The organism is Pseudomonas sp. Q1-7, from assembly GCF_028010285.1.
Classification (GTDB): domain Bacteria; phylum Pseudomonadota; class Gammaproteobacteria; order Pseudomonadales; family Pseudomonadaceae; genus Metapseudomonas.
Genome location: NZ_CP116304.1, coordinates 3971310 through 3987389 on the forward strand (window position 1 = coordinate 3971310; position 16080 = coordinate 3987389).

At 67.0% G+C, this 16080-nt stretch carries 20 protein-coding genes; 2 read left to right on the top strand and 18 right to left on the bottom strand.

What is annotated here, in order from left to right:
* Positions 1-631 precede the first annotated feature (631 nt).
* The 10 genes from PJW05_RS18465 to ccmA all read right to left on the bottom strand — a co-directional run bounded on the left by PJW05_RS18465 (position 632) and on the right by ccmA (position 8002).
* Positions 632-1066, bottom strand: coding sequence for a hypothetical protein (locus tag PJW05_RS18465; protein ID WP_271408421.1), 435 nt, complete (start codon positions 1064-1066; stop codon positions 632-634).
* Positions 1063-2268 carry a c-type cytochrome biogenesis protein CcmI gene (ccmI, locus tag PJW05_RS18470; protein ID WP_271408422.1) on the bottom strand — a complete coding sequence of 402 codons (1206 nt, stop codon included), beginning with the start codon at positions 2266-2268 and terminating at the stop codon, positions 1063-1065. The genes PJW05_RS18465 and ccmI overlap by 4 nt, the downstream gene beginning before the upstream one ends.
* A complete protein-coding gene (locus tag PJW05_RS18475; RefSeq protein WP_271408423.1) occupies positions 2265-2753 on the bottom strand; it encodes a cytochrome c-type biogenesis protein in 489 nt (162 codons plus the stop codon). The genes ccmI and PJW05_RS18475 overlap by 4 nt, the downstream gene beginning before the upstream one ends.
* Complete coding sequence (locus tag PJW05_RS18480; protein ID WP_271408424.1) at positions 2750-3286, bottom strand: DsbE family thiol:disulfide interchange protein; 537 nt, start codon at positions 3284-3286, stop codon at positions 2750-2752. Before PJW05_RS18480 ends, PJW05_RS18475 begins: the two co-directional genes overlap by 4 nt.
* Entirely contained in the window at positions 3283-5256 is a 1974-nt protein-coding gene (locus PJW05_RS18485; protein ID WP_271408425.1) for a heme lyase CcmF/NrfE family subunit, read from the bottom strand. The genes PJW05_RS18480 and PJW05_RS18485 overlap by 4 nt, the downstream gene beginning before the upstream one ends.
* 4 nt (positions 5257-5260) lie before the next feature.
* Positions 5261-5707: a cytochrome c maturation protein CcmE gene (gene ccmE, locus PJW05_RS18490; protein ID WP_271408426.1), complete on the bottom strand. Its 447-nt coding sequence runs from the start codon at positions 5705-5707 to the stop codon at positions 5261-5263.
* Entirely contained in the window at positions 5704-5880 is a 177-nt protein-coding gene (ccmD, locus tag PJW05_RS18495; RefSeq protein WP_271408427.1) for a heme exporter protein CcmD, read from the bottom strand. Before ccmD ends, ccmE begins: the two co-directional genes overlap by 4 nt.
* Entirely contained in the window at positions 5880-6632 is a 753-nt protein-coding gene (locus tag PJW05_RS18500; protein WP_271408428.1) for a heme ABC transporter permease, read from the bottom strand. The genes ccmD and PJW05_RS18500 overlap by 1 nt, the downstream gene beginning before the upstream one ends.
* 66 nt (positions 6633-6698) lie before the next feature.
* On the bottom strand, positions 6699-7370 hold the full coding sequence (gene ccmB, locus PJW05_RS18505; protein ID WP_271408429.1) for a heme exporter protein CcmB: 672 nt from the start codon (positions 7368-7370) through the stop codon (positions 6699-6701).
* The gene (gene ccmA / locus PJW05_RS18510; protein WP_271408430.1) at positions 7367-8002 is read right to left on the bottom strand and encodes a cytochrome c biogenesis heme-transporting ATPase CcmA; all 636 of its coding nucleotides are present in this window, start codon (positions 8000-8002) and stop codon (positions 7367-7369) included. Before ccmA ends, ccmB begins: the two co-directional genes overlap by 4 nt.
* 151 nt (positions 8003-8153) lie before the next feature.
* Here ccmA and fliK point away from each other — a divergent pair, with 151 nt between their 5' ends.
* Both fliK and PJW05_RS18520 read left to right on the top strand, forming a co-directional pair.
* Positions 8154-9695, top strand: coding sequence for a flagellar hook-length control protein FliK (gene fliK, locus PJW05_RS18515; protein ID WP_271408431.1), 1542 nt, complete (start codon positions 8154-8156; stop codon positions 9693-9695).
* Positions 9692-10021, top strand: coding sequence for an EscU/YscU/HrcU family type III secretion system export apparatus switch protein (locus PJW05_RS18520; RefSeq protein ID WP_271408432.1), 330 nt, complete (start codon positions 9692-9694; stop codon positions 10019-10021). The genes fliK and PJW05_RS18520 overlap by 4 nt, the downstream gene beginning before the upstream one ends.
* Here the strand turns inward: PJW05_RS18520 and PJW05_RS18525 are convergent.
* The 8 genes from PJW05_RS18525 to PJW05_RS18560 form a co-directional block, all read right to left on the bottom strand.
* Entirely contained in the window at positions 10002-10439 is a 438-nt protein-coding gene (locus PJW05_RS18525; protein ID WP_271408433.1) for a rhodanese-like domain-containing protein, read from the bottom strand. The two genes, PJW05_RS18520 and PJW05_RS18525, sit on opposite strands and share 20 nt — an antisense overlap.
* 122 nt (positions 10440-10561) lie before the next feature.
* A complete protein-coding gene (locus PJW05_RS18530) occupies positions 10562-10972 on the bottom strand; it encodes a DUF2802 domain-containing protein (RefSeq protein ID WP_271408434.1) in 411 nt (136 codons plus the stop codon).
* A gap of 1 nt (position 10973) precedes the next feature.
* A complete protein-coding gene (locus PJW05_RS18535; RefSeq protein WP_003457037.1) occupies positions 10974-11453 on the bottom strand; it encodes a chemotaxis protein CheW in 480 nt (159 codons plus the stop codon).
* Positions 11454-11546: 93 nt separating this feature from the next.
* Positions 11547-12368: a chemotaxis protein CheW gene (locus PJW05_RS18540; RefSeq protein ID WP_271408435.1), complete on the bottom strand. Its 822-nt coding sequence runs from the start codon at positions 12366-12368 to the stop codon at positions 11547-11549.
* Between the two features lie 84 nt (positions 12369-12452).
* Positions 12453-13241, bottom strand: coding sequence for a ParA family protein (locus tag PJW05_RS18545; protein ID WP_271408436.1), 789 nt, complete (start codon positions 13239-13241; stop codon positions 12453-12455).
* A 47-nt stretch (positions 13242-13288) separates the two neighbouring features.
* Positions 13289-14167, bottom strand: a complete 879-nt coding sequence (gene motD, locus PJW05_RS18550) for a flagellar motor protein MotD (RefSeq protein ID WP_271408437.1) — start codon at positions 14165-14167, stop codon at positions 13289-13291.
* Positions 14168-14177: 10 nt separating this feature from the next.
* Complete coding sequence (locus PJW05_RS18555; protein ID WP_271408438.1) at positions 14178-14918, bottom strand: flagellar motor protein; 741 nt, start codon at positions 14916-14918, stop codon at positions 14178-14180.
* Between the two features lie 16 nt (positions 14919-14934).
* Entirely contained in the window at positions 14935-16047 is a 1113-nt protein-coding gene (locus PJW05_RS18560; RefSeq protein ID WP_271408439.1) for a protein-glutamate methylesterase/protein-glutamine glutaminase, read from the bottom strand.
* Positions 16048-16080: the final 33 nt, after the last annotated feature.

Consider the following 16080-nt stretch of genomic DNA (forward strand, 5'->3'; position numbering starts at 1 on the left):
CTACCCCGCCCGGCGCCAGCAGGTTGACGCCAGAAAGCATGAGGAAGCTGTGTTTCAGTTGCCAGGGGACTGGTCCGATTCCGGGGGATCGCCGACGAAAGGCAAAGTGAAACGGCGATGAGACAAATGGCCGGTTGCCGCCGACGGTTCGGTATCCGTGGCGGTGCATCCATCCGCGAGGCACGCCGTAGGTTGGGTAGAGGAACGAAACCCAACGAATCTCGGGCCGGCAGCGCCGCGTTGGGCCTCGCTGGGCTCGGACCAACGTGGCCCGCACCCACCTACTGACTGGGCTCCCCGCAGGGGGTTGTCCGTGCACGACCCCGTGGAGCGAATTCATCTGCGAGGCATGCCGTAGGTTGGGTAGAGGAACGAAACCCAACGAATCTCGGGCCCGGCAGCGCCGCGTTGGGCCTCGCTGGGCTCGGACCAACGAGGCCCGCACCCACCTACTGACTGGGCTCCCCGCAGGGGGTTGTCCGTGCACGGCCCCGTGGAGCGAATTCATCCGCGAGGCATGCCGTAGGTTGGGTAGAGGAACGAAACCCAACGATCCTCGGACCGGCAGCGCCGCGTTGGGCCTCGCTGGGCTCGGACGCCCTGCCCCCAACCCGCAGGCCCGTCCGAAAAGTTACTGGAAGCGCCGCCCCAGTCCTGCCGGCACACCGCTGGCGTCGGTAGGCAACCAGGGGCCCTGCGGGCCGTTGGAGTAGCTCCAGCCGTTGTTCCAGCGGTAATAGACGCGCTCGCGGTAGAACACATTGCGTTCGCCTTCGAGGACGTAGACACCGAGGCCGGTATCCCAATAGCAGTTACCACCGGGCGGCGGAGCGAAGCGCGGGTGAGCCTTCAACCGCGGCGCCTGCTTCGGTGGCTGCGGCTGGGCGGGCGGCAAGGGGCGGTTCTGCGGCAGGGACTGGGCCGCCGGCGGCTTGCGGGAAGGTTCCCAGTCGGGTTCCTGATAGGGGCCCTGGCCGGCGCAGCCGGCGAGGGTCAGGACGAGGCAGATCAGGGGCAGGCCGAAGCGGGTGTTCGGCGCTGAGGGAAGCGTGCTGTGGGTGGTCATTTCTTGTCCGGGCTGTCGATGGTCAGTCGTTGGATATCCGACGTACCGGTAGACAGCGGCGAACTGCTTCCTATCCATTCACCCGAAGTCGCATTGCCACTACGGGAAATCCGGGCGACCAACTGCACCTGCGGGAAGTTGGAGAGCTTGAGCTGCGGCATCATGGCGTCCGCATCGCTCAGGCTGACTTCAACCGGCAGGTCGGCCACCGTCAGGCGCTTGACCGCCAGGGGCATGGGCGGGCCGGACGTGGCGCGGGCGAAGATGAACACACTGTCGCCGGGTTGCACCTTGTCCTTCAGCGCGGCGGCCAGGTCCACGCGGACCTTGAGCTGGGCACCGGCCGGCGCGGCCGCGGGTTCCTCGACGGCCACGCCGCTGGCCTTGAGGCGCTCGCGGGCCTTGTCGATGCCGCCCTGCAGGGCGCCACGGGAGGGGTCGTCGACCGGCAGTTGGCCGATCAGGCGTTCCCAGTAGCCAATGGCGTCCTGGTAGCGGCCTTCCTCGAAGCCGGCGATTCCCAGCAGGCCGAGGCTGGTGATCTCGTTGGGATCGGCCTTCAGCGCCTCTTCGGTCAGGGCCTTGACCTCGGGGGTCAGCGTCTTCTGGCTGGCGAAGTACAGCGCCTGGGCCCACTGGCCCAGCAATTCGGGCTCGCGACCGCCGCGCTTGACCGCCTGTTCGTAGGCACGGGCGGCGTCGGCGGCACGGTCCTGGGCCATGTAGGTGCGGCCAAGGAAGTACCAGCCTTCGGCGGATTCCGGCTGCGCCTCCACCACGCGCTCCAAACGCGAAGTCATCTCCTCGATGCTGCGCGGCTGTTCGCGCAGCTCGCGGGCCAGCTCCACCTTGTCGCTGGCGCCCCAGTGCAGGTAGAGGCCGAAGCCCAGCAGCGGCACCAGGACGGCGGCCAGCAGCGGCAGGGCCTTGCCCAGGCGGGAGGAGCGGCCGTTGTCGGCGCCTTCGGTGTCGGCCAGCAGTTCACGGGCGGCCTCGGCGCGACCGGCCTCGAACTGTTCGACGTTCAGGGTGCCGGAGTCGCGCTGGGTCTCCAGCTCGTCCAGGCGCTCCTGGTAGAGGGCGACGTTGAGGGAGGTGCGGTCTTCCTCGGCCTGGGCCTTGCGACCACGCAGCACGGGGATCAGCAGGAAGGCCAGGGCGACCAGCAGGAGCAGGCCGGCGGCGAGCCAGAAATCGATCATGAGTCTTTCTTGTCCTGGTTCTCGGAATTCAGCAGGGCGTCGAGGCGGGCCTGCTCATCGGCGGAAAGCAGTACCCGGGCCGGGCTGTTCTCCACCCGGCGACGGCGTACGACGATGATGCCCAGCACTACCAGGCCGCCCACCAGCAGGCCGGCGGGACCGTACCAGAGCAGCAGGGTGCGGGCGTTGACCGGCGGTTTGTAGCGCACGAAGTCGCCGTAGCGAGCCACCAGGTAGTCGACGATCTCGTCGTTGCTCTTGCCCTCTTCCAGCATGCGGAAGATTTCCCGGCGCAGGTCGGTGGCGATCGGCGCATTGGAGTCGGCGATGTTCTGGTTCTGGCACTTCGGGCAGCGCAGTTCTTCGGTAAGGGTGCGGAAGCGCTCGCGCTCGGCCTCGTCCCTGAACTGGTAGGTGTCGATGGCGGCCCCGGCGACGCCGGTCAGGGCCAGGCCCAGCAGGGCGGCGGCGATCAGGCGCTTCATTTGCCCGCCTCGTCTTCCAGGGATTGGTAGAGCGGCGCCAGTTGCTCGCGCCAGACGACTTCGTCGATCACGCCGACGTACTTGTGGCGGATGATGCCGTCCTTGTCGATCAGGAAGGTCTCCGGCGCGCCGTAGACGCCCAGGTCCAGGCCGAGGCTGCCCTGCTCGTCGCGGATGTCCAGCTGGTAAGGGTTGTGGAACTCCTTCAGCCATTTCAGCGCAGCGGCGTTGTCATCCTTGTAGTTGACGCCGTAGATGTTCACGCCCATCTGCGCCAGCTTGTTCAGCACCGGGTGCTCCACGCGGCAGGACACGCACCAGGTGCCCCAGACGTTGACCAGCGCCGGCTTGCCCTTGAGGTCGGCCTCGGTGAGGGTGCGGTCGCCGCTGACGCTGGGCAGGGAAAAGGCCGGGAACGGCTTGTCGATCAGGGCCGAGGGCAGCTCGGCCGGATCGAGGAACAGGCCACGGTAGAGGAATACCGCGATGGCCAGGAAGCCCAGCAGGGGCAGGACGAGGATCAGACGCTTCATGCTTGTGCTCCAGCCATGCCCAGCGCCTCGCGGACGCGGGTCTTCACCTTCACCCGGTAGCGCCGGTCGAAGGCCGCCAGCAGGCCACCGAAGCCCATCAGCAGGCCGCCAAGCCAGATCCAGCGGACGAAGGGTTTCACATGCACACGTACCGCCCAGGCGCCGTTATCCAGCGGCTCGCCAAGGGCGACGTAGAGGTCGCGGGTCAAGCCAGCGTGAATACCGGCCTCGGTCATCACCGATTGCTGCACGGTGTAGAGTCGTTTCTCCGGGTGCAGCACGGTGACCTGCTGGTCGCCGTCGAAGACCACCACTGTGCCCTTGTCGGAGGTGAAGTTCGGACCTTCGTGATGGGCCGCGCCCTCGAAGTGGAAGCGGTAGCCGCCCAGTTCCACCGACTCGCCCGGCGCCAGGCGCAGGTCACGCTCGGCGCTGTACTGGCTGGAAAGCACCACGCCCAGGGCGCAGACGGCGATGCCGGCATGGGCCAGTTGCATGCCCCAGTAGCTGCGCGTGAGACCGGCGGAGCCCTTGAGCAGGCCCTTGTGGCGGGTCTTGTCGATCAGGTCGCGGACACCGGCCAGTACCACCCAGGCGGACAGTGCGCCCACCGCCAGCACCGCCCAATGGAAGTCGCCGAGGAAGACGGCGGCCAGCACGCCGAGCACCAGGCTGCCGATCAGCACCGGACCGAGCATACCCAGCAGCCACTTCAGCGGGGTGTCCTTCCAGCGCACCAGCACGCCCGCGGCCAAGGCCAGCATGAGAATGCCCATCAGTGGCAGGAACAGCGCATTGAAGTACGGCGGGCCCACCGACAGCTTGGCGCCGGTCAGGGCGTCCAGCACCAGCGGATAGAGGGTGCCCAGCAGGATCATCGAAGCGGCCACCACCAGCACCAGGTTGTTCACCAGCAGCAGGGTCTCGCGGGACCAGAGGGCGAAGCCCACCTGGCTCTTCACCACCGGCGCGCGCACGGCGAACAACGCCAGCGAACCGCCCACCACCAGCAGCAGGAAGGCAAGGATGAAAACGCCGCGCTCCGGATCGGAGGCGAAGGCGTGCACCGAGGTCAGCACGCCGGAACGCACCAGGAAGGTACCCAGCAGGCTCAGGGAGAAGGCCGCGATGGCCAGCAGCACGGTCCAGCTCTTGAACACGCCGCGTTTTTCCGTCACCGCCAGGGAGTGGATCAGCGCGGTGCCCACCAGCCAGGGCATGAAGGAGGCGTTTTCCACCGGGTCCCAGAACCACCAGCCGCCCCAGCCCAGCTCGTAGTAGGCCCACCAGGAGCCGAGCACGATGCCGATGCCGAGGAAGGCCCAGGCGATGATGGTCCACGGACGCGACCAGCGCGCCCAGGCAGCGTCGAGGCGGCCGCCGAGCAGCGCGGCGATGGCGAAGGCGAAGGCCACCGAGAAGCCCACGTAGCCCATGTAGAGCATCGGCGGGTGGACGATCAGGCCGAAGTCCTGCAGCAGCGGGTTGAGGTCGTTGCCGTCCGCCGGCATGTTCGGCAGCAGGCGGTTGAAGGGGTTGGAGGTGATGATCAGGAACAGCAGGAAGCCGATGCTGATCATCCCCATCACCGCCAGCACGCGGGCCAGCATCACTTCCGGCAGTTGGCGGGAGAACACCGACACGGCAAAGGTCCAGCCGCCGAGGATCAGCGCCCAGAGCAGCAGCGAGCCTTCGTGAGCGCCCCACACGGCGCTGAACTTGTAATACCAGGGCAGCGCGCTGTTGGAGTTGCTGGCAACGTAGGCGACGGAGAAGTCGTCCACCATGAAGGCGTAGGTCAGGCAGGCGAAGGCAAAGGTGAGGAAGGCGAACTGCCCCCAGGCGGCCGGCTGAGCCAGGCTCATCCACTGGCGGTCACCGCGCCAGGCGCCGATCAGCGGCAGGGTCGCCTGCACCACAGCCATGCACAGGGCGAGAATCAGGGCCAGGTGGCCGAGTTCGGGAATCATCGGATCAACCCTCTTTCTTCGGGAGCTGGCCGCTTTCCTTGAGGGCCTTGGTGACCTCGGGCGGCATGTAGTTCTCGTCGTGCTTGGCCAGGACTTCGTCGGCCAGCAGCACGCCATCGGCGTTCAGCTTGCCCAGGGCGACTATGCCCTGCCCTTCGCGGAACAGGTCCGGGAGGATGCCGTGGTAGCGGATGGTCACGCTCTTGGCGAAGTCGGTGACCACGAACTGCACATCCAGGGAATCACCGGAACGCTGCACCGAGCCCTTCGCCACCATGCCGCCGGCGCGGATGCGGGTGTCCTGCGGCGCCTCGCCATTGGCGATCTGGGTGGGGGTGTAGAACAGGTTGATGTTCTGTTGCAGCGCGGAGAGCGCCAGCGCCACGGCAATGCCCACGCCCGCCAGGATGGCCAGGATGATGAACAGGCGCTTCTTGCGTACCGGATTCACTTCGACTCCTCCCGGCGCAAACGGCGCGCCTCGTCTTGCAGGTAACGCCGCCGCGCGATCAGCGGCATGGCGACGTTGACGGCCAGCACCGCCAGGCTGATGCCGTAGGCGGTCCAGACATACAGGCCATGGTTGCCCATGGCGAGAAACTCGGTGAAGGAAGAAAAACTCATCAGACCTTATCCACTTGTGCCTGAATCTCGGCCTTGGCCCAGCTGCTGCGGGATTCGCGCTTGAGCACTTCAAGACGCATGCGCATCAGCGTCACGGCGCCGAAGAAGCAGTAGAAGCCGAGCACCATGATCAACAGCGGCAGCCACATTTCCGGCGGCATCGCCGGCTTCTCGGTGACCGTGAAGGTGGCCGGCTGGTGCAGGGTGTTCCACCACTCCACCGAGTACTTGATGATCGGGATGTTGATCACCCCGACGATGGCCAGCACCGCACAGGCCTTGGCGGCGCTGTCACGGTTGCTGATGGCCTGGCCGAGCGCAATTACACCGAAGTACAGGAACAGGAGGATGAGCATGGACGTAAGTCGCGCATCCCACACCCACCAGGCGCCCCAGGTGGGCTTGCCCCAGATGGCGCCGGTGACCAGCGCCACGAAGGTCATCCAGGCGCCGATGGGCGCGGCGGCCTGCAGGGCGACGTCGGCCAGCTTCATCTTCCAGACCAGCCCCACCACACCGCACACCGCCAGCATGATGTAGCAGGACTGGGCCAGGAAGGCTGCCGGGACGTGGATGTAGATGATGCGGAAGCTGTTGCCCTGCTGATAGTCCGGCGGCGCGAAGGCCAGCCCCCAGACCAGGCCGACGGCGATCAGGATCAGCGCGCCCCAGGCGAGCCAGGGGAGCCAGCGGCCGCTGATTTCGTAGAACCATTTCGGCGACCCGAGCTTGTGGAACCAGACCCAATTCATCGGGCCCACCGTGGCGCGGCGGCCTGTTCGGATATCGGCAGTATTCTCATCAGGGCAACTCGTTTCTTATTCACCGACGCTGATGGTCAGGCCGGCGGCAATGGCAAAGGGTGTCAGGGTCACCGCCAGGGCGGTGAGGCTCGCCAGCCACAACAGGTGGCCGACGGCCGGCAGTCCTTGCAGGGCCGCCTGCAACGCCCCGCTGCCGAGGATCAGCACCGGGATGTACAGCGGCAGGATCAGCAGCGCCAGCAGCAGGCCGCCGCGCTTGAGCCCGACGGTCAGCGCGGCGCCCACGGCGCCCAGCAGGCTCAGCACCGGGGTGCCGAGCAGCAGTGAAAGCAGCAGAACCGGCAGGCAGCGCGCCGGCAGGCCGAGCATCAACGCCAGCAGCGGCGCCAGCAGCACCAGGGCCAATCCGGAAAAAAGCCAGTGTGCCAGCACCTTGGCCAGGACCAGAAGCGGCAGGGGGTGCGGCGAAACGACCCACTGTTCCAGCGAACCGTCCTCGAAATCACTGCGGAAAAGCCCGTCCAGCGAGAGCAGCACGGCCAGCAGGGCCGCGACCCAGACCAGGCCGGGAGAAAGGCTTTGCAACAATTGGGACTCGGGGCCCACGGCCAGCGGGAACAATGCGACCACTATGGCGAAGAACACCAGCGGGTTGGCCAATTCCGCCGGGCGGCGTACCAGCAGGCGCGCCTCGCGGGCGACCAGCAGGGTGAAGACGTTACTCATGGGCGACGTTGCCCCAGGTCAAGTTCGCGATAGCCGGCGGGCACCGTGCCCATGCTGTGGTGGGTGGTGAAGACCACCAGGCCGTCCCGTTCGCAGTGCCGCGCCAGGTGCGCTTCGAGCTGGGCGACGCCCTGCTTGTCGAGAGCGGTGAAGGGTTCGTCGAGAATCCACAGCGGCGGCGCGTCCAGGTACAGGCGTGCCAGGGCCACGCGGCGCTGCTGGCCGGCGGACAGGGTATGGCAGGGCACATCCTCGAAACCGCGCAGACCCACCGCGTCCAGGGCGCGCCAGATGGCCTCGCGCTCGGCGGGTTGGTGCAGCGCGCAAAGCCAGCGCAGGTTTTCCTCGGCGGTGAGCAACCCCTTGATGCCGGCGGCGTGGCCGATCCACAAGAGGTTGCGCGCCAGCTCGCTGCGCTGGCTGGCCAGCGGCTGGCCGTTCAGGCGGACTTCGCCGGCAGTCGGCTGCATGAGGCCGCAGAGCAGGCGCAGCAGGCTGGTCTTGCCGCTGCCGTTGGGCCCGGCGACCTGGAGCATCTCGCCCCGGGCCAATTGCAGGTCCAGCCGCTCGAACAGCAGGCGCCAGTCCCGCTCGCAGGCGAGGGCCACGGTCTCGAGATAGGGACTGGTCACGGCATGGATACCCGGGGTGCATTCAAGTCAGGAGGGTGCCGGCCGCTATAATGGAGAACTCCAAGGCTCGCGGCCGGCCCGGACGGGGCGGCATTATACATGCCATGCCCCACCCCCGAAGCGAGCTTTTTCGACAGGTTGTAACCCCTCCATGACCGAAATCAGCGGCGCGCGCGCCCTTCCCCCAAGCCAGCCCCTCGCCCGTCCCGCGCAGAACGCAACGGACATGGCGCTGAAGCTGCTCCAGCCCCTGGACGGCCTGCTGGCCGCCGGCGAAAGCGCCGACGCCGAAGTCATCGCGCTGAAGGAAACCGCGCAGAGCTTCCAGGTGTTGCTCAAGCTGACCCTGGGTAACGGCAGCCAGACCACCCTGGAAGCCAGCAGCACGCGCCCGCTGCCCCAGGGCAGCCTGCTCAATGTCACGGCGCTGTCGGATAGCCGCCTGACCATGGCCCTGAAGGGCGGCGAACGCGCCCTCGGCAGCCTCGACCTGGACCTGCTGCCCGTGGGCACCCTGGTGCAGGGCAAGGTGACGTCCAGCGAATTGGTCGCCCAGGGCAAGGCCCAGGCCGCGGTCTACAAGGTGATGGTCAACCTGCTCAATACCTCGCTGGCCGGCAACCAGCTCAGTATCGAAAGCCCGCGCCCGCTGGCCATCGGCAGCCTGCTCAGCGCCCAGGTGCAGGGCAGCCAGATGCTGCAGTTCCTGCCGCTTTCTGCGCAGCTGGACCAGTTGGAGCTGACCCAGCAACTGGCCAGCCAGCAAAGCCGCCAGGGCTCCCTCGACGCGCTGATCGGCGCGCTGCAGAGCACCGGCCGGGAGAACCTGCCGGAGAACCTGCGGCTGGCCATCGACAAGCTGCTCGGCGCCCTCCCCGACATCCGCCAACTCGGCGATCCCAAGGTGCTGGCCGCGGCCCTGGAAAACAGCGGCGCCCTGCTCGAATCGCGCCTGCTGACTGGCCAGGCCGGCGCCCTGCCCCAGGACTTCAAGGCCAACCTGCTGCGCCTGGTCGCGCAATTGCTGCCAGCCCTGCCGACGCCTGCCAGCCTGCCCAGCACAGGCACCAGCAATGCCATGGCCCAGGCGCTGCCGGCCTTCATCCGCAACGCCCTGGGCGCCCTCGGCCAGGCCAACGCCCGCCAGCAGGCGCTGAGCTTCCCGCTGCCGTCGCGACTGGCGCAGACGGCCGAAGAGGAAGGCGACCTGGAAACCCTGCTGAAACTGGCCGCGGCCGCCGTCTCCCGGTTGCAGACGCACCAGTTGTCCAGCCTGGCGCAGACCCAGACGACCCCCGAAGGCAACCTGCTGACCACCTGGCAACTGGAAGTGCCAATGCGCAACCAGCAGGAGATCGTGCCGCTGCAGATCAAGCTGCAGCAGGAACAGGACGGTCGCCAGGAGAAGAACGAACACAACAAGGAAAGCCTCTGGCGCATCGAACTGGCCTTCGATCTGGAGCCGCTCGGCCCCCTGCAGGTCCAGGCCCAGTTGCTCCAGGGCAGCCTGTCCAGCCAGCTCTGGGCGGAACGCGCCGACACCGCCGGGCTGATCGACCGCGAACTGCCGAACCTGCGCGAACGCCTGCTGGCGGCCGGCCTCACCGTCGGCGAACTGGCCTGCAGCCAGGGGCGACCGCCTCGCGGGCCCCGCACGAACCTGGAACAACGCTGGGTGGACGAGACCGCATGAGCCAGAAGCCGCGCCAGGCCATCGCCCTCTCCTACGACGGCGTCAGCGCCCCCAACCTGACCGCCAAGGGCGACGACGAACTGGCCGAAGCCATCCTCGCTATCGCCCGCGAGTACGAGGTGCCCATTTACGAGAACGCCGAGCTGGTGCGCCTGCTGGCGCGGCTGGAGCTGGGCGACGCCATCCCCGAAGCCCTGTACCGGAGCATTGCCGAGATCATTGCCTTCGCCTGGTACCTCAAGGGCAAGTGCCCGGTGGGCTTCGATCCGGATGCCGAGCGCGACGTCAGCCCTCCCCTGCCGTTGCTCAGCCCTCCGGGTCACTGAACACCAGGCGCCCCTCCTCCAGCCCCTTGCCCTGGGGGAAATCCAGCAACTGCCAGGCGAAGTACCCCTCGCGGAAATAGAAGACCTGGCGATAACCCCAGCTCACGGCCCGCTTCACCGCCTCGGCGCCGTGGGGGCACACCTCGCTGTCGCAATAGATCACCAGCGGTACCTGGCGCGGCCAGTGCGGCTGGGCGAGGTCCTGGAAGCGGTCGAGCAGGTCGAGGTGCAACGCGCCGTGGATATGGCCCCAGGTCCACTCACGGGTGGGCCTGACGTCGATGAAGATCACTCCGCGCTCATAGAGGTAGCGTGCCTGCAGCACGTTGACCGTCATCGCGCCCTCGACTTCCATGGGGGCTTCCTGGGCCTGCAGGCAGGGCAGCAGGCAGAACAGCAGGAGTGGAAGTAGACGCATCGCCGGACCTCCTCCGGAGAGAAGCCCCGGAATTTCAGCTTAGGTCAGGCGGCCAGGCGGGATTTGGAACGATTGGAATGGGGTCGGAGCAGGCTAAGAGCCGCCGGGACTAAGGGGCCGGATCAGCCTCGGTCCTTGCGCGCCTGGTGCAGCTTGCTCACCAGCTCGGCTTCGGCCTGGGTCAGGCCGCAGGACTGGGTCAGGTCGTCGACGCTGGCGCCAAGGCCGACCAGGCGCGCAGCCTGGGAGAAGGACAGGCTGCTCGGGTCGCGCTGCTCGATCTGGCTGAGCTTGTCCGGCAGCGGCGCCACCACGCGGCGCAGCTCGTGGAGCTCCTCGCCCATGCGCACGCTGCCCTCGAGGTACGCCTCGAGGCGGCGCCCCAGTTCCTTGAGCTTCTGGTCCTGCGCCGCGTCGCGCCCGGCCTGCGCCTCCACCACTGCGCGCAGGCGTGCGGACAGGCGGTAGCAGGCGTAACCCAACGCCGCGCAGGCCACGGCGAGGGCCGCCGCGAGCAGTGCAAGCCCGATCAACTCAGATGCTCTCCAGCTCCGACCACTCTTCCTCGCTCATCATCTTGTCCAGCTCGACGAGGATCAGCAGTTCGCCGTTCTTGTTGCAGACGCCCTGGATGAACTTGGCGGACTCTTCGTTGCCGACGTTGGGCGCGGTCTCGATCTCCGACTGACGCAGGTAGACCACCTCGGCCACGCTGTCCACCAGGATGCCCACCACCTGCTTGTCCGCTTCGATGATGACGATGCGGGTGTTGTCGGTCACCGGCGCCGGGCCGAGGCCGAAGCGCTGGCGGGTGTCGATCACGGTCACCACGTTGCCGCGCAGGTTGATGATGCCCAGCACGTAGCTCGGCGCCCCCGGCACCGGTGCGATCTCGGTATAGCGCAGGACTTCCTGCACCTGCATCACGTTGATGCCGTAGGTTTCGTTGTCCAGGCGGAAAGTCACCCATTGCAGGATGGGATCTTCGGCACCTTGAGCGGACGATTTCTTCATGTTCCCTAGCCTCTCTTGAGCCACCCGGGGCGGCGTTCACGGGTTCGACCCGCTGTTGTATTCATGGGGCCCCACGGCTGCGGAGCCTCCCCCTCAATTCAGCGACATGCGCTTGATCGCGCCGCTGGCGATCAGCTCGGCCAGGGCCGAGACATCCAGCAGCGCGCACATATGTTCGATCACGGTACCGGCCAACCAGGGTCTCTGGCTACGCTGGCTGCGCCATTTGATCTCGTTCGGGTCCAGGCGGATGGAACGGCTGACCTGGTGCACCGCCAGGCCCCACTCGAAGCCCTGGACCGAAATCACGTACTGCAGGCCCTGGCGGAAGTCATCGCGATAGCGCTCGGGCATCACCCAGCGCGCGGTGTCCAGCACCTTCAGGTTGCCCGCCTGGCAGGGCAGTATGCCGAGGAACCAGTCAGGCTGCCCGAACAACGGCGTCAGTTCCTGGCCGGCCAGCGGGTAGATGGAACCCAGGGACACCAGCGGCACCGCCAGGGTCAGGCCGGCAACGTCGAACAGCAGGCATTCGAAGGGTTCTTCACCCCAGGCGGGGCGCCCTTCGGCGGTGAGCGCCGGCGGCTCCGACGGCTGCGGAACGGGGGCACTGAGTTCCACCAGGGGTTCGACGCGGGCCGGCTGCGGCGCGGCGACCGGCGCCAGGCGCTCCGCCTCGACCGGCACCTGCGGCTCGGGTTCGGCGACGACGGGGGGCTCCAGCACCAGCAGCGGCGCTTCGGCCAGCACGCGGCTCAGGCGCGCATCGCGGACCTGTTCTTCCAGCACCGCGGCTTCGAACTCGTCCCGGCTGATGCTTTCGGCCAGTTCGGTCGAAGCCTCGTGCAACAGCGCGTCCAGGTAGGACTGCAGGGCCAGTTGCGGGCGGGTGGCGGTGGCGAGGGGACGACTCATGTTGGGAACCCACGGGATTGATCTGTAGAGCCTATCGGCAGCAGGCACGCGTCTCTTGAGCCCTGGCGGTCAACGCACGGCATTTCAGGCCACCTGGGCAGCCTGCTGCTGGCCGAGCAGGTGCTTGAGCAGCGCGCGGTAGGCGATAACGCCGCGGCTGTTGGCATCGTACTGGGACGGCGTGACCCCGGCGCGGCTGGCATCCCGCAGGCGGGTATCCACCGGGATGTAGGCTTGCCAGAGGTGATCCGGGTAGTTGTTGCGCAGCACCTTGAGGGTGTTGAGCGAGGCCTGGGTCCGACGGTCGAACAGGGTCGGCACTATGGTGTAGGGCAGCGCCTGTTTGCGCGAACGATTAACCATGCTCAGGGTGCTGACCATCCGCTCCAGGCCTTTCACCGCGAGGAACTCGGTCTGCACCGGGATCGCCAGCTGCTGGCTGGCCGCCAGCGCGTTGACCATCAGCACGCCGAGCAGCGGCGGGCTGTCGATGATGGCGTGGTCGAACTGCTGCCAGAGCTGCGCCAGGCTCTTGGCGATCACCAGGCCCAGGCCGTTCTGCCCCGGCGACTGGCGTTCCAGGGTCGCCAGCGCGGTGCTCGAGGGCAGCAGGGAAATGCGTTCATGGCTGGTCGGCAGCAGCAGCTCCCGCGGCAGGCCGTCGGGCACGCTGCCCTGGTGCAGGAACAGGTCGAAACAGCTGTGTTCCAGGGTGTCCGGGTCATGCCCGAAATAGCTGGTCATCGACCCGTGGGGATCGAGGTCAACCACCACCACGCGCTTGCCGGCATCGGCCAGCAGGCCCGCAAGGGCGATGGATGTGGTGGTCTTGCCGACTCCACCCTTTTGGTTGGCTACTGCCCAGACTCTCATCTCTTTCATCCTCCCGGCTGCAGGTGCACCGAGACTCTCCACCCGCCCTACGGGGCGGGTGACGGGGAATTGACGGCACCCGTTGCCGGGGCCGGTGCTGTCGCTGCTGGTGCAGATTGCGTGCCAGTCCTCTGCATCACACTGTCCGGCCTGGCGTTGGCGCTGCCGACGCCGCTCACGCTGCGGCGCACATCGAGGTTGCGGGAAATCACCAGGACCACGCGACGGTTGCGCGCACGGCCCTCGGCGGTGGCGTTGTCCGCCACCGGCTGAAACTCACCATAGCCCACCGCGGCCAGGCGGCCGGCCGATACGCCATCCATGGCCAGCATGCGCACGATGCTGGCGGCCCGTGCGGTGGAGAGCTCCCAGTTGGACGGATAGCGGGACGTGGCAATGGGCAGGTTGTCAGTGAATCCTTCGACATGCACCGGATTGTCATAGGGCGCCAGAATCCCGGCAACCTTCTCGATCAGGGCGAAGGCGGCATCGTTGGGCAGCGCGTCGCCGCTGGGGAACAGCAGGCTGGAGTTCATCTCGATCTCCACCCAGAGCTCGTTGCCGCGCACGTTCAACTGGTCGGTCTTGATCAGGTCGCCGAAGGCATCGCGCACGCTCTGGGCGATTTCCTGCAGCGGATCGGCGTCGGTGGAGTCAGGGCTGCGCTCGTTGGCCTCCACCATGCTGCGTTCCAGCGAGGGGGTGCGCGGCTTCTCCTCGCCCACCGGGATCGGCTTGACCGAGCGGTCCGGCTGGTTGAACACCCCCACCAGGGTCTCCGAGAGGATCTTGTACTTGCCTTCGTTGATCGAGGAAATCGAGTACATCACCACGAAGAAGGCGAACAGCAGGGTGATGAAGTCCGCGTAGGAGACCAGCCAGCGTTCGTGATTCTCGTGCTCTTCCTGATGCCGCCTGCGCGCCATGGTGCGGTCCTCAATCCATGAAGCCTTGCAGCTTGAGTTCGATGGAGCGCGGATTCTCCCCTTCGGCGATGGAGAGAATGCCCTCCAGCAACATCTCGCGATAGCGCGACTGACGCATGGCGATGGACTTCAGTTTGTTGCCGATGGGCAGCAGCAGCAGGTTGGCGAAGCCCACGCCGTAGATGGTCGCGACGAAGGCCACGGCAATGCCGCCGCCCAGTTGGCTGGGGTCCGCCAGGTTGCCCATGACATGGATCAGCCCCATGACGGCACCGATGATGCCGATGGTCGGCGCATAGCCGCCCATGCTCTCGAAGACCTTGGCGGCCTGCAGGTCACGGCCCTCCTGGGTGAACAGGTCGACTTCGAGGATGCTGCGGATGGCTTCCGGTTCGGCGCCGTCCACCAGCAGTTGCAGGCCCTTGCGGGAGAAGGGGTCGGGTTCGCTGTCGGCCGCGGGCTCCAGGCCCAGCAGGCCTTCCTTGCGCGCGGTCATGCTCCAGTTCACCACGCGGGTGATGCCGCCGGCGAGGTCCACCTGGGGCGGGAACAGGATCCAGCGGATGATGCCCAGTGCACGCTTGAAGATGCTCATGGGGGTTTGCAGGAACGCCGCGCCCAGGGTGCCGCCCAGTACGATGAGCGCCGCCGGCCCGTTGAGCAGGGCCGCGGCATGGCCGCCTTCGAGGTAATTGCCGCCGATGATGGCGACGAAGGCCAGGATGACCCCGATGAGGCTGAGTACATCCATTACCTGGGTTTCTCCATTAGAGACACGCCTCGACCAGGTGACGGCCGATATCGTCCAGACCATAGACGGCGTCGGCCAGGTTGGCCTTCACCACTGCCATGGGCATGCCGTAGATCACACAGCTGGCTTCGTCCTGAGCCCAGACCTGGCTGCCGCCCTGCTTGAGCAGGCGCGCGCCTTCGCGGCCGTCGGCGCCCATGCCGGTCAGCACCACCGCCAGGACCTTGTCAGTGTAGGCCTTGGCCGCCGAGCCGAAGGTGATGTCCACGCAAGGCTTGTAGTTCAGGCGTTCGTCGCCGGGCAGGATGCGCACCATGCCACGGCTGTCGACCATCATCTGCTTGCCGCCGGGGGCCAGCAGGGCCAGGCCCGGACGCAGGACATCGCCATCCTCGGCTTCCTTGACGGAAATCCGGCAGAGCTTGTCCAGGCGCTCGGCGAAGGCCTTGGTGAAGGCCGCCGGCATGTGCTGGATCAGCACCAGGGGCGCCGGGAAATTGGCCGGTAGTTGAGTGAGCACGCGCTGCAGGGCCACCGGCCCACCGGTGGAGGTGCCGATGGCCACCAGCCGGTAGGCCTTACGCTTTGGGGCGTGGGGCGGAACCGGCGGCGCAGCGGCATGGCTCGGCGACGCCGGTGCGTGCAGCGCGCGCGCGGGAGCGCTGGCGGCCGGAGCCGGAGCCGGAGCCGGAGCCGCATGGGGCGTTGCGCTGAAGCTGCTGTAGCGGCGGTTGCTGCGGGCGATGCTGTGGACTTTCTCGCAGAGCAGTTGCTTGACCTTTTCGGGGGTGCGCGAAATGTCTTCGAAGTTCTTCGGCAGGAAATCCACCGCACCGGCGTCCAGGGCGTCGAGGGTGACGCGGGCACCTTCGTGGGTCAGCGAGGAGAACATCAGGACCGGCGTCGGACAGCGCTGCATGATGTGCCGCACGGCCGTGATGCCGTCCATCATCGGCATCTCGTAGTCCATGGTGATGACATCGGGCTTGAGCGCCAACGCCTGGTCGATGGCCTCGCGGCCATTGGTGGCGGTGCCCACCACCTGGATATTGGGATCGGAAGAAAGGATTTCCGCGACGCGGCGGCGGAAGAACCCGGAGTCATCCACCACCAGAACCTTGACTGCCATAAGAAAAAACTCCTAGCGGGCGGCCATTGCTGG